Genomic DNA, 13,517 nt, shown 5'->3' with positions numbered 1-13,517 from the left:
TTTCATAAATTTCAAAATATAAAGAGAACTATTTTAACTAAAATTGATTAAAAATTGACTATAATTACATTCTTAATTTTTTACAAGGGGAAAGTTTTGGCTTTGGATGAAAAAATTATTGCCTATACAGAAAATCCAGCTCGAGAGCTTTTAAGCGTAGCTTCACGAACAAACCTTAGCTTAAATGAGCTTGATTTTAGTTTATTGGCATTTTCTACACAATATCGTTTTGGAGATTTAGAATGGGAAAAAATCTCTGAAAAAGAATTAACTCTTTTTGATAAAGATGAAATTTTTTTAAAAAATGATCTTCAAATCAAGCAAGAATACAAAATAGAAATTTTCCACGGTATAAACCAAAGCAAAGCATCTCAAGCAGTCAAACTAGTTGCAAATAAAAATTTAACCAAAATAGTTGCTCAAATTGATTTTACAAATTTAGACTTTCATGAAAAACTAGCACTAGAACTTTTGCAAAATATTTATAAAAAGATGTTGAAACTTAAATTTTTAATAGGTATCCGCATTTTTGATTTTAAGAAAAAATTAATGTCTTTTTGCAACCAATATAAAAACACCCCTTTAAATAAAACTATACAAATCACCGTTGCACAAGGTATTGATCCTATAGAAAGTCAAGATGAATCTCTGATCTTGACTTATAAAGAAAAAACCAAAAACTACACTATCGATGAAAAACGCTCAGGTATTATTGTTGTTGATGAAAATGAAGTTGTTTTAAAACACGTCAAATTTAAACAAGGTAAAGAAGGAAAAGACTTAAATTTACACACCTTAAAAGTTTTAGCTGCAAATGAAAATAAAGTTAAATTTTCTTGTTCTTCGGCTTTTAAACAAGTAGAGCAAGATGGATACACAGAATATATAGCCTTAAAAAAAGGTTATGTAGTACAAGATGGTGAAAAATTTGATATCGCCAATGAACTAGATTTTAATGGGGTAGATTTTAAAAATATAGGGATTATAAGAGCTGGACTAGACAAAAATGTCAAAATCAATATAAAATTTCTTTCAGAAGTAAAAGATGCTGTAAATTCTGGCGTTGGGATAGAATGTGAAGAATTAAATGTAGTCGGAAGCGTAGGAAGCAACACTCAACTTAATGCCACCAAAATGAAAATTGAAGGCACTACGCACTCTAAAGCCAAAATTCAAGCCAAACAAGCCTATATAAAAACTCATAGAGGATTTGCGGAAGCCGAAATTTTAAATATAGATTTGCTCGAAGGTGGAACAATCAAAGCCAAAGAAGTGAGAATTAAAAAAAGTTTAGGCGGAAATATACAAGCTGATAAAATCTATATAGAAAATTTAGAAAGTAATAATTCTTGTGTGTTTTTTGAAAACACCACAATAGAACGCATTAACGGGGATAACAATAAATTTCATGCTAAAATTAAAACTCTTGATAAAAATTATGATGAAGAATTTGCGATTTTAGGAGAGCAAATTTCTAAGTTAAATCATAAAATAAATAAAATAAGACAATACATTTTATCAAGCAAAAATGGAATTTTAAGCGTTGAAAAAAAGATAACAGAACTTAAAAATCAAGGTCAAAATGTTCCTGTACAATACGAAAAAGCCCTAAAAGATTTCTCTTTACAAAATCTTGAATTAAATAAACTACAAAATGAAGAAAAAGAACTTCTTGAACGCAAAAAATCTTTGCAATTAGAATTAATCAATTTGCAAAAAATGCTTTTTGAAGCAACTTTTATAAATAAAAGCGGCAAATGGACTGATATGAATGAAATCAAATTTTCACTTCTAGAGCCTAAAGAAGATATTTTTTGCTCTTCATTTGTTAATGAAAGTGCTAAATTTATAGGCATTAAAAAAGTCATACAAAACAACCAAGAAAGTATAGAAATACATAAAAAATTAGATTATGAAGAAAAGGATATAGCATGGTTGTCGGCATCGAAGGAATAATCACAAAAAAAGAACCTACTTTTATCATTGTTAAATGTGCTAGTGGTTTAAGCTATGGGATATTTATTTCTCTTTTTTGTTCTGCTAAAATTCAAACTCAAGAAAAGCATGAGTTTTTTATCACTCAAATCATCAAAGAAGATTCTAATAAATTTTATGGCTTCTTGGATAAAGATGAACAAAAAATGTTTGAAATGCTTTTAAAAGTCAATGGAGTGGGTGCAAATACTGCTATGGCGGTATGCTCTAGTCTTGATGTAAATTCTTTTTACAAAGCGTTAAGTTTGGGCGATGAAAGCGTGCTTAAAAAAGTACCTGGCATAGGTCCAAAAAGTGCAAAACGCATTATAGTAGAACTTTCTGACACAAAAACCAAACTTGAAAATGTAAGCGATGATAAAAGCGAAGCCTTAGCCGCACTTCTTACTCTAGGCTTTAAACAAGAAAAAATCATAAGTGTTTTAGTAAGTGCTCAAGCAACAGGCACAAGCGAACTCATCAAAGAAGCTCTTAAAAAACTAGGATAAAGGAATAAAATGAAATTTGCAATACTTTTTGGCGGAAATTCTTATGAACATGAGATTAGTATAGTAAGTGCTGTAGTGCTTAAAAAAGTTATCAATCAAAATTTAGAATTTATTTTTTGTGATAAAGAAAGAAGATTTTATCATATCCCAAGTGAAAAAATGAATTCTAAAACTTTTAGCACCAAAGCTTATAAAAAAGAAAAAGAACTCTTCATCAAACAAGGAGGTTTTTTTAGCAAAGGCTTTTTAAAAGAAAATAAACTAGAGTGCGAATGCGTGATCAATCTTATCCATGGTAGAGATGGAGAAGATGGAAAAATTGCGGCTTTATTTGAGTTTTATTCTATTAAATTTATAGGACCTAGGCTTGAAGCTAGTGTATTATCTTTTAACAAAGAACTTACCAAACTTTATGCCAAAAGCGTTGGAGTAAAAACACTTGATTATACCATACTAAGAAAAAATCAAAACTCTAAAGAAAAGCTTAGTTTTCCTTGCATTATCAAACCTGCAAGACTTGGAAGTAGTATAGGTATTAGTATAGTAAAAGATGAAAAAGATTTAGAATACGCCAAAGATGTAGGTTTTGAATTTGACAATGATCTTGTAGTAGAAGAATTTAAAAACAATATCAAAGAATACAATCTTGCAGGATGTATGATCAATGATGAGTTTGTTTTTTCCATTATAGAAGAGCCAAAGAAAAAAGAATTTTTAGACTTTGAACAAAAATATCTTAGCTTTTCAGGACACAATGAACTTATAGAAGCAGATTTAAGCGAAGAATTAAAAGAAAAACTCAAAGATAGCTTTAAAAAGATCTACAATCCTTTGTTTAAAGGTGCTTTAATACGCTGTGATTTTTTTATACTGGATAATGAAATATATTTAAATGAAATCAACCCAAACCCTGGTTCTTTGGCTAATTATCTTTTTAAAGATTTTAATACCACTTTAAACGCTTTAGCTGATCAAATTTCACTTGAAAAAATGATAAAAATCAATTACAACTTCCTTCACTCCATTAACGGACAAAAAGGAAAATTATAAGCTTTTAAGTCAAAATGCGCTAAATTATACATAAAATTTAGCGTATTTTAGGAAGAAAAATGCTCTCTTTTAAACAAGATGAAATTTACACTGCCACCGAAGTGGTAAGAAATTTTAGCCCCATTATGGAAAAACTCAAAAAAAGCGAAAGTGGAAAAATAGTTATTTTAAAAAATAACAAATTTGAAGCTGTAATGCTTAGTATGAAGGAATTTGAACGCTTACAAAACGCCATGCAACTTTTAGAAAATATCTACAAAAATCAAAAGGCTTAAAATGGCTCAAACACAACTTTCTTATAAAAACAAAACTTATCAAATTTCTTATGAAATTTTAGGTGATCTTTCCTTACCGCAAATACTTATCTTACACGGCTGGGGAGCTAATAAAGAACTTATGAAGCAAAGTTTTTGTCCTTTTTTAAAAGATTTTTGTCAAATTTATATGGATTTAGCAGGTTTTGGAAATTCAAGTGTGGAAGAAATTTTAAACACTCAAGATTATGCCAATATCACAGAACTTTTTTTAAAACAAAAAAAACTCAATATCTGTTTTTTCATGGGGCATTCTTTTGGTGGAAAAGTAAGCACCCTGCTCGCAAAAGAAAAAGACATCCTAATCTTACTTTCAAGCGCAGGAATTTTGGCTAAAAAATCCCTAAAAGTGCGTTTTAAAATCCGTATTTTTAAAATTTTAAAACTCTTTGGTTTGGGAAAATTTTATCGCTATTTTGCTAGTAAAGATGGAGCAAATCTTAGTCCTATAATGTATGAAACCTTTAAAAAGGTTGTTGATGAGGATTTTAGTGAAATTTTTGCCAAGCAAAAGGCTAAAAGCTTGATTTTTTGGGGAAAAAGCGATGAAGCTACGCCTTTGTATTGTGGTGAAAAAATGCATCAATTTTTAAAAAATAGTACTTTTTATCCTTTAGAGGGGGATCATTTTTTCTTTTTAAAACACTCTGCTTTCATAGCTCAAAAAATCAAGGAAATTTAAATGCTTATCAATACTCTTTATTTTATCAATTCTTTATTTTTTAATTTTTGTATAGCTTTTTATCTTATGAGTGCTTTACAATGGTATTCTTATAAATTTAAACGCGTGTTTTTTCATTATCATAAACCTTTGTGGCATTTGTATTTTTTATTTATTCCTTATTTTTTATTCTTAGCTTTTCCTTTATACTCTTTGGTATATTTTGCATTGATCCATACTCCGATTTTGTATTTTTGGAATAAAGGCATAGATAAAAAGCTTGTTTTTACAAGTAAGGTTAAATGGTTTTTTGTTTTTGTTTTTGTTTATAATGCTATTTTTACCATCCTTGCTTTGCGTTTTTCTTTTCTTTTTAATCTTTTTAGTCTTCCTTTTGCTTTATTGAGTCTTAAAATTTATGAGTTTTTTACAAATTTATATTATAAAAAACAAGCCAAAGCCAAACTAAGAGCCAATGAAAATTTAAAAATCATACTCATTACCGCAAGTTTTGGAAAAACAAGTATTAAAAATTTTTTATACGAACTTTTAAAAGATGACTTTAAAAGCTACAAAACACCACGCTCTGTCAATACCTTACTAGGTATAGTTGCTGATATCAATGCTAATTTAAGTCAAGATACTCAAATTTACATAGCTGAAGCAGGCGCTAGACTTAAAGGCGATATCGATGAAATCACGCATTTTTTACAACCTCAAATCAGCATAGTAGGAGAGATAGGCAATGCACATTTAGAGTATTTTAAAAGTGTTGAAAATATCCGCTCAACCAAACTTGAAGCCTTAAATTCCGAAAGACTAGAAAAGGCTTTTTTACACTCTAGCACCCAAAAAGAAGAAGATAAACTCATCAGCCTTTATGATGATAAATTAAGTCTTATTCATTCAAGTCTTGAAGGTTTAGAATTTAAAGTCGATATAGAAAATAAATCCTATGATTTTAAAAGTCAAATTTTAGGGGATTTTAATGCGCAAAATCTTTGTGTTTGTATACTTTGTGCTCATTATCTTGGCATAAAACTAGAAAAAATTCAAAAGCAAGTTTTAAATATAAATTCCGTAGAACATCGCTTGCAAGTGCTTTCAAGAGAGCCTAAATTTATCATAGATGATGGTTTTAATGGAAATTTTAAAGGTATGAGCACAAGCTATAAACTTTGTAAAAGCTATAAAGGACGCAAAGTTTTAGTAAGTCCTGGTATAGTAGAAGTAAGCGAAGAAGAAAATATAAAACTTGCCAAAATCATCAATGAGTGTTTTGATCTTGCTATCATTAGTGCACAAATCAATGCTGAAATTTTCAAAAAAGAGTTAAAAATAAAAACCATTATACTTAAAGAAAAGAGTCAACTAGTTCAAACTCTAGCTAAAGAAACAAAACACGGAGATTTGATACTCTTTTCAAACGATGCACCTAGCTTTATGTGATTCGCATAAGTATTTGCAAATGTCATCATTTTTAATTTGACTTCGTGCAAATACTTCCTAAACCCTAGTTTGCCCTATAAGATTATTAAGTCTATCCATTATATTATTTACAAAAGAATTTATACTTTCATTACTTGCTTTCCAGCCATTAGCTTTTGCTTGATTAAATTCTCTATCAAACCAAGCTCCACCATAACCTATACTTGTATTTTGCCAAGCAACCCCTTTTTCCATTGCATATATATCTGCATCAAGCCAGCCATCTTGTGCATAACCTTTTAATAAACTTGCAAAATCAACTTTGCCTGTCATGATGTCATCTAAGGAAGTTAATGATCCATCAAAGCTTTCTTTGGCCATAGCTTCAGCATAAGACTTAGCTATAGGATTTAATGTTGCACTACCTTCTCTTGGCGATACACCCGTTGATTTTAAAAAACTCATAAACAAAGCCTCTTTAGAGTAACTTCCATCTTCATTTTGTGGATAAACTGACATATCAGGATTAAAAGTATCTATTGCAGTGTCTTTATCTAAATTTTGAGTTTGCATACTTTGCGGAGTGAAATTTAATGGTTGTAAGCCTATATTAATATGCCCAAACATTCCTAATTGTTCTGCTTCATTATATTGCTCTTGTGTATTATAATAGTTTGTTATTGTTAGCTTATCATAATTTTTCGGCATAATACCTATAGTTTTATCAGATGATAATTCACTAATTCCCTTAGGCATAGAATTTATATCTGTTTCAGTGAAACTTGTTTTATTGGTATCATTAAAAGTATGATTAACAATTTGATTAAATTGATTATAGTATTGTTTTATGGTTTCAGCCATATCTATGTTTGTATAATATTTATCTATACCTAAATATTTTTTTATATCTGAAGTATAAGAGTTATTTTCAGCCTTCCTCTCTATCTCATCCAAAGTAGATTTATGTATCTTAAAATCTTCAGGCAATCCTGCGGCTTTGTTAAAATCACTTCCCATATAGCCATCTTTATCTACACTATAACCATAAGCTGTATTAGTAGAAGTATTACTTATATCTGCTTGTTTATATTTTAGAGTATAAATAGAGTTTTTAAATTCACTTGATATATCATAGTTGGGAGAACTTGTTTTACTACTTATACTATTGCTAGTATTTGATATATTAGTAGAATTTAATACTTCACTTCTTACCAGGGTTTGTGAATTTGCACTTTGAATTTCATTTAATTTACTAGCATTTTGTTTTAAAAAAGTATTAGCAAAACTTATTTTAGAATTCTTTATTAGCTTTTGCTTGTGAAAGTATAGAATTATAATTTGAGTTATCATTGATGCTAAAGATACTCATATTAATTCCTTTGATTTAGATTTTTTTGCCTTCAATCTAAATATATTAAAATAATATAAGCAAAATCTGTTTCGTTTTGGGGTGAAAAGAAAATATTTATCACACCAAAGGTAAGGTAAAATAAAAATTCTTAGGATCGCTTTGAAAACTTAACTCTCCCTTATGGGCGTTTATGATTTCTTTAGAAAGAGACAAGCCAAGCCCATTGCCTTTAAGTTTTGTTGTTTTAAAAGCTTCAAAAACCAATTTCTCATCTTTTATTTCACAACCATTATCATACACTCTGATGCATATTTTTTCATTATCACAACTTGCTAAAATTTTAATCATAGGCTTTTCACATTCGCTTTCTTCTATCGCATCAATAGCATTATAAATCAAATTTTGCAAAACCAAACCAAGAAGAGCTTTATCAGCACAAATCTGCTTATCCAAAAAAGATATTTCAAAGTCTATTTGAGAAGTGAAATTATAAGAGTTAATGGCACTTTCACACTCTTCTTTTAACTCTAAAAGATTAAAATTTAAAGCATTGATGTGCACACCCTTAGTAAAAAGTAAAGTTGAATTTACGATACGCTCTACTCTAGCAATAGCCTTTTGGATTTCAAGAACTATATGCTTATTTTTAAGCTCACTACGAGCAAAAAGAGTTGAAGCAAGCAAAGATATAGATCCAATAGGATTTCTTATCTCATGTGCCAAATGAGCCGCTACACTACCCATGCTTGCAAGCCTTTCATTGCGTTTTTCATCGCTAATATCTGTAGCTGAAACTATAGTTTTTTCATTATGTGCTATGATTTTTACCGCATAAAACCTACCTTCAAATTCAAGCTCATCGCGAATTTTATCAAGACTAATGATACTAAGTAATTTTGGATTTTTCAAGGCTTCTTGATTTTGTAAAATAATATTTTTTTCTTTATCTAAAATCCAAAGCGCACTAGGCAACACCTCTATAATCTCATCAACCATTGCGCGTAAGGAGTTATAGTTTTCATTTAAAGTTTTGTATTCATTTTCTATTACATAAGTTTGTTCTATAAGACTTTCTAAGCCTTTTTGTAGGGTTTCTTTTTCATTTGAGTCTAAACTTTTTAAAATACTTTCATTCATTTATCATTCCTCTAATAAAATCTTAAAATCATTCAAATCAAGTAAAAGCAAATTCTGTTCACATATTTTATCAATTTCCTTGCTAAAACCATTTTTTGAGATTATAATGTAATAATTTGGAGCCAAATTTAAAGACTTTGCTTTTGATTTTAAAAGATTTAAAATATTTTTACAAATTTTTTTATTTTTAAATTTAACTTCTCCGACAAAACACAAATTTTCATCTTGATAATAAAGATCAAGTTCTAAATTCTTATCCCAGTAACTTTGCACTCCATTGATATTGAATTTTTTCTCAAGTAATTCTCTAGAAAGCTGTTCAAAACAAAAACTTTGATAAAGTTCAAATTTTTCCTTAATACATTCTAAAACTTCTTTATAACGATTTTGCAAAATAAGCTTTTCATTGGGCTTTAAAAAATAAAAAAAGAAACGAGTAAAATGGTTGCTAAATATAATCTTATCTTGGACAACATAAGATCTTAGTTCTTTTTTGATTTTTTGTCTTTTATCTTTTATTTTTTTAGCTTCCTTACTATACTCAAGTTTTATTATACCTGTTTCTAAAAGATATTTAAGTGTAGATAAAGCTTTAAAATGCTGAATTTTTCTATTGATAGAAAAACGCTTGCGATTGTTTTTAGCTAGTAAAGTAAGAGCGTAAGAACTTGTTTCATCCAAGGCGAAATAACTTTTAATTTTTAGATAATCATCAAGCAAAATTCGCTCTATATTTGTAAATACATCGTCTTCAAAATTTAAAATGTTTAATTTTTCAAAACCTTCAAACACACTATAAAAATCAAAAAGCTTACTTAAAGACAAATTCTTATGCAAATCTACAAAGTTCTTAAATTTTATATTTTTCCTTTTATAAAGCATTTTTATAGTATAATTTTAGCAAATTTTTATAAGGATTGTATTTGCAAATTTCAGATTTAAAAAAAGAATTGATCTTAAAAAAAGGTATTTTGCATTTTGACTTCACAGCAAGTGCTTTAGCTCTAAAATGTGTAGAAAAAGAAATTTTAAAAATTCTCCCAACCTATGCAAACACACATTCTGATAGCTCTTTGAATTCTTTTAAAACTCAACAAACTTACGAACAAGCAAGAAAAGATATAAAAAAAAGTTTATCATTAGATGAAAATTTTGCCCTTATAGCTTGCGGAACAGGATCAAGCAGTGCTATTAAAAAATTTCAAGAATTGATCGGCATTTACATTCCCCCTCTTGTAAAAGAAAGATATTTTACGCAAATTGATAAAAATACCTTACCTTTAGTTATCGTAGGGCCTTATGAGCATCATTCTAATGAACTTTCATTTCGAGAAGGCTTGTGCGAATGTATTAGAATTCCCTTGGATAAAAATGGAGAAATTGATTTTGATTTTCTAGAAAAAACTTTACAAAAAAACAAAAAAAGAAAAATAATCGCTAGCTTTTCTTTAGCTTCAAATGTTACTGGGATATTAAGTGATTACAAACGCATTTCTGAAATGGTTCGTAAATTTAAAGGGATAGTTGCTTTTGATGCATCTAGTTTCATTCCCTATAAAAACATATCTTGTCAATACTATGATGCGTTGTTTATAAGTTCTCATAAATTAATCGGTGGTATTGGCGGTTCTGGACTTTTAGCCATCAAAAAAGATCTTTGTGGAAACAAACCTAGCTTTGCCGCAGGTGGAACTGTGGGCTATGTTTCTCGCACTTCACAATGCTACCTTTGCAATGAAGAAGCTTTAGAAGAAGGAGGAACACCTGGAATTTTACAACTCATTCGCGCTAGCTTAGCTTTTAAAATCAAAGATTCTATAGGGGTTAAAAATATAGAAAAAAAAGAAGAAATTTTAAAAGATTATTTTTTTGAAAAACTAAAAACTATACCTAATTTAATTTTATACGCAAAGAATTTAAAAACCCGATTGCCTATTTTTGCTTTCAATATCAAAGGAATTTCTCCTTTTGATATCGCTTACGAACTTAGTAAAAAATACCACATAGAAACACGCGCTGGATGTGCTTGTGCTGGGCCTTATGGTCATGATTTGCTAGGCTTAAAAGATAATCAAAAACTTAAAACAAAACCAGGTTGGTTAAGAATAAGCTTGCATTATACGCATGAAAAAGAGGATATTGATTATTTTTTTAATGCTTTAAATAAAACTATAGTAAAATTATCGCATTAAAATATTATAGTTTTATTATTATGTATAAAAATTCTATCTTCAAAAGCCAAATCAAGTGCTTTTGAAAGAACATCTTTTTCTATATTTCTACCTGCTTGTTGCATATCTTGCCAAGTAAATTCATGGTTTACAGGCGAAACAGCTTGAGTGATAATAGGACCTTCATCAAGATTATTATTTACAAAATGTGCCGTAGCTCCAATTATTTTAACCCCTCTTTCAAAGGCTTGTTTATAAGGATTTGCTCCTATAAATGCAGGTAAGAAAGAATGGTGAATATTTATAATCTTGCCTTCAAAATGCCTAACAAAATCAGGAGATAAAATTCTCATATATTTTGCCAAAACCAAATAATCAAATTTATATTGTTCAAGACATTTTAAAATCTGATTTTCTTGCTCTTTACGATCTAAATTTTCAGCGCTGATAAAATGATAAGGAATTTCAAATTTCTCAACTAAATCCTTTAAAGAGTTGTGATTTGAAATCACAGCTTTGATATTTGCTTCAAGTTCGTTACTATAATGCTTTATTAGCAAATCTCCCAAACAATGACTTTCTTTAGTAGCAAAAACAACAATATCTTTTTTTCTCTTCTCGCAAAGCTCTATCAAGGCTTCTTGTCCAAGCATAGCCTCAAGCGTTCCTATAAAAGCTTCTTTATCAAACTCACCTTCTAAAAGAGCACGAAAAAAAAACATTCCTTCACCTACAAATTCATCGTTTTTTACTATATTGATATGATATTTAAAAATAACATCAGAAATTCTATAAATTAAACCTTTTTGATCTTTGGTGCAAATTTTTAATACAGAAATCATTTAGCTAAACCTTTTATATATTCTTTTAATTCATTCTCTCTTGCTTCTTGAAGCTTTAAACCAAGAATTTTACCACAAAATCCAGCATTTATGAAATCTTTTGCTAAAATTTTACTTTCAAACTTATTCTCATAAAGCCCTAATCTTTTAGCTTGCTCAATACGCTTTTTACTCCAAAGTCCAAGCCATTCCTTCAAAGGCATTTCAAAAGCAATTTTTGCTAGTTCAAAATCACTTATATCATCAAGATAAAAAGCTTGATTTGCGTATTTTAGGTATTCTTTTTTAAGTTTAGTTCTTTTAAAAAATATATCTTTTTCTAAATTAAAAAAATTCAAATACAAATACAAGAATAAAGCATCGCTTTTTACAAATTCTCTACTTTGTCTGAGTAAATTTTGAAATTCCGAACTCTTAAAAACACTCTCAAAGCCGAAAACCTGTTTCTCTAAGCCAAGTTCTTGTAAATATCTATAGCCAACATCAAGTCTAGGACTTTTAAAGAATTTACAAAGCTCCGCATTGATCCTATCTTTGCTAAGATCAGTTATATCCATACTTTGCATCAATTTCAAGCTTTCACTAGTTATCTTAAAGTTAAACCTTGAGGCAAATACTACTGCTCTTAATACCCTTAAACTATCCTCTTGAAAGCTTTGTTTATCAATATGCCTTAAAAAGCCTACTCCTAGATCTTTTAATCCTCCATAAAAATCTAAAAACTCATCGTTAAAAAGATTAATCATCATAGAATTTATGGTAAAATCGCGTCTTTTGGCGCCAAGTTTTTCATCATTGCAAATTTGAACTTCAAAACCTTTATGTCCATAGCTTATTTTATTTTCGGTTCTAGCAAGAGCTAAATCATAATTTTTAAACTTATATACAAAAAAACTTTTTCCAAAGCCTTGTGCGCCCAATTTTTGCATAATCTTTTCAAAATCTTTAGGTTTTATATCATAAAGCTCTATATCATAGTCGCAAATTTTTAAACCTAAAAACAAATCCCTAACGCTACCTCCAACCAAATACGCTCGTTTGGTATAAGGCTTTAAAAACTCAGCGATAAACTGTAAATCGGGATTATTTTTTAAGCTTATCTTCGATATTTGCAAGCAAAAACTCTAAAAAATTTATGGTCAAGTTTAACCTATTTTCAAGATCATCTTTTTTTATGCTATTTAAACCTTCAAAAAGAACTAAAATTCTCTCTCTAAGATGTTTTAAAAAAATATCCTCATTAAGCGTTTGAACCTCTGTCATAACACTAGGATTTAAAATTTCATTTTGTAAAAAAGGCTCTTCTTTTTTAAACTCTTTATTTTCCTGAGTAGAAATTTCAATATTATTTTGTATTTTTTGCTCTTCTTCAAATTTTGCCATAGAAATTTTATCTTCTAAGTCTTGCGGAGTATCAAGCTCTTCGCATACAAACTCCATAGGTGGTAATTCATCTTTTATTTCAGTTTTTCTATTTAATTCTTGTTCTTTTAAAATTTCATTTTGTCTTCTTTGCTCTTCCATGATAGAGCTAACTTCGCTAATGGTTTTTTTAGCTAAATCTTCCAAATTCATATTTTTATCAACCACCTTTTAAATTCATTAATTTCTTCATCGCTTTTCATATTAATAAAAAAATCCAACATTTGAGTGTTTAAGTCTTTATGCTTGGATCTAAAACCACTAAGACGACGAACCGCATCGATAGCGTTTTGGTTATTCGGATCTTCTTTTAAGATATTTTTATAAATTTCTAAAGCTTCGTCTTTTAACCCTTGAGCCTCATAGATAGAAGCTTCAGTGACTGTATTTTTCATCACTGTTTCCTAAAATTTTTCTTTAATTCTAGCAAAAAGCTTTTTAATTTATCTTTAAGAAAATAATATGATTTTTAATGCCTATTTTGTTTTAAACAATTTTTCTATATATTCTTTTTTTTCTTTCTCTAAGCTAGAATTTAATTCTTTTTGTTCTTTTTTAACTTGCACTTTTAAATCTTGATTTTTAAAATACACATAATCAATTCCAAAAATAACACCAATTATAATAAGCAATGGGATTAAAAATACCATATACTTTA

The 13,517-nt window shown here is 28.8% G+C and carries 14 protein-coding genes and 1 pseudogene; 7 read left to right on the top strand and 8 right to left on the bottom strand.

Annotated features, from left to right (window positions below):
• The first annotated feature begins 96 nt into the window (after positions 1 to 96).
• From FBF02_RS03925 to murF, 6 genes are read left to right on the top strand one after another with little or no spacing between them, the layout of a single operon-like run.
• A complete protein-coding gene (locus FBF02_RS03925; protein WP_002852626.1) occupies positions 97 to 1,956 on the top strand; it encodes a flagellar assembly protein A in 1,860 nt (619 codons plus the stop codon).
• Entirely contained in the window at positions 1,932 to 2,483 is a 552-nt protein-coding gene (gene ruvA / locus FBF02_RS03920) for a Holliday junction branch migration protein RuvA (protein ID WP_002852492.1), read from the top strand. Before FBF02_RS03925 ends, ruvA begins: the two co-directional genes overlap by 25 nt.
• Positions 2,484 to 2,492: 9 nt before the next feature.
• Positions 2,493 to 3,533, top strand: a complete 1,041-nt coding sequence (locus tag FBF02_RS03915) for a D-alanine--D-alanine ligase (protein WP_002858765.1) — start codon at positions 2,493 to 2,495, stop codon at positions 3,531 to 3,533.
• Between the two features lie 59 nt (positions 3,534 to 3,592).
• Entirely contained in the window at positions 3,593 to 3,808 is a 216-nt protein-coding gene (locus tag FBF02_RS03910) for a type II toxin-antitoxin system Phd/YefM family antitoxin (protein WP_002852622.1), read from the top strand.
• 1 nt (position 3,809) lies between these two features.
• Positions 3,810 to 4,529 (top strand): alpha/beta hydrolase, encoded by a 720-nt coding sequence (locus tag FBF02_RS03905; protein ID WP_002894751.1) that lies wholly within the window; start codon positions 3,810 to 3,812, stop codon positions 4,527 to 4,529.
• The gene (gene murF / locus FBF02_RS03900; RefSeq protein WP_002852462.1) at positions 4,530 to 5,957 is read left to right on the top strand and encodes a UDP-N-acetylmuramoyl-tripeptide--D-alanyl-D-alanine ligase; all 1,428 of its coding nucleotides are present in this window, start codon (positions 4,530 to 4,532) and stop codon (positions 5,955 to 5,957) included.
• Between the two features lie 57 nt (positions 5,958 to 6,014).
• Here the strand turns inward: murF and FBF02_RS03895 are convergent.
• The 3 genes and pseudogenes from FBF02_RS03895 to FBF02_RS03885 form a co-directional block, all read right to left on the bottom strand.
• Positions 6,015 to 7,305: pseudogene (locus tag FBF02_RS03895) on the bottom strand (Cj0814 family flagellar-dependent secreted protein).
• Between the two features lie 99 nt (positions 7,306 to 7,404).
• Positions 7,405 to 8,424 carry a fla regulon two-component system sensor histidine kinase FlgS gene (flgS, locus tag FBF02_RS03890; RefSeq protein WP_002859823.1) on the bottom strand — a complete coding sequence of 340 codons (1,020 nt, stop codon included), beginning with the start codon at positions 8,422 to 8,424 and terminating at the stop codon, positions 7,405 to 7,407.
• A 3-nt stretch (positions 8,425 to 8,427) separates the two neighbouring features.
• Positions 8,428 to 9,306, bottom strand: coding sequence for a DUF234 domain-containing protein (locus FBF02_RS03885; protein ID WP_002852402.1), 879 nt, complete (start codon positions 9,304 to 9,306; stop codon positions 8,428 to 8,430).
• Between the two features lie 35 nt (positions 9,307 to 9,341).
• Here FBF02_RS03885 and FBF02_RS03880 point away from each other — a divergent pair, with 35 nt between their 5' ends.
• Positions 9,342 to 10,616 (top strand): aminotransferase class V-fold PLP-dependent enzyme, encoded by a 1,275-nt coding sequence (locus FBF02_RS03880; protein ID WP_002864147.1) that lies wholly within the window; start codon positions 9,342 to 9,344, stop codon positions 10,614 to 10,616.
• On the opposite strand, the gene purU is transcribed toward FBF02_RS03880, so the two are convergent.
• The 5 genes from purU to tatA2 all read right to left on the bottom strand — a co-directional run bounded on the left by purU (position 10,613) and on the right by tatA2 (position 13,509).
• On the bottom strand, positions 10,613 to 11,437 hold the full coding sequence (purU, locus tag FBF02_RS03875; protein ID WP_002852510.1) for a formyltetrahydrofolate deformylase: 825 nt from the start codon (positions 11,435 to 11,437) through the stop codon (positions 10,613 to 10,615). The two genes, FBF02_RS03880 and purU, sit on opposite strands and share 4 nt — an antisense overlap.
• Entirely contained in the window at positions 11,434 to 12,552 is a 1,119-nt protein-coding gene (locus tag FBF02_RS03870; protein ID WP_002868507.1) for a CCA tRNA nucleotidyltransferase, read from the bottom strand. The genes purU and FBF02_RS03870 overlap by 4 nt, the downstream gene beginning before the upstream one ends.
• On the bottom strand, positions 12,521 to 13,012 hold the full coding sequence (locus FBF02_RS03865) for a hypothetical protein (protein ID WP_002852635.1): 492 nt from the start codon (positions 13,010 to 13,012) through the stop codon (positions 12,521 to 12,523). Before FBF02_RS03865 ends, FBF02_RS03870 begins: the two co-directional genes overlap by 32 nt.
• On the bottom strand, positions 13,009 to 13,257 hold the full coding sequence (locus FBF02_RS03860; RefSeq protein ID WP_010891888.1) for a tetratricopeptide repeat protein: 249 nt from the start codon (positions 13,255 to 13,257) through the stop codon (positions 13,009 to 13,011). The genes FBF02_RS03865 and FBF02_RS03860 overlap by 4 nt, the downstream gene beginning before the upstream one ends.
• 78 nt (positions 13,258 to 13,335) lie before the next feature.
• The gene (tatA2, locus tag FBF02_RS03855; RefSeq protein WP_002852615.1) at positions 13,336 to 13,509 is read right to left on the bottom strand and encodes a Sec-independent protein translocase subunit TatA2; all 174 of its coding nucleotides are present in this window, start codon (positions 13,507 to 13,509) and stop codon (positions 13,336 to 13,338) included.
• Between the last annotated feature and the right edge of the window lie 8 nt (positions 13,510 to 13,517).

Origin of the sequence: Campylobacter sp. CFSAN093226, from assembly GCF_012897595.1 — a bacterium.
Classification (GTDB): domain Bacteria; phylum Campylobacterota; class Campylobacteria; order Campylobacterales; family Campylobacteraceae; genus Campylobacter_D; species Campylobacter_D jejuni.
The sequence above is the reverse complement of the archived record's forward strand: the minus strand, read 5'-3'. Positions and strand labels throughout refer to the sequence as shown.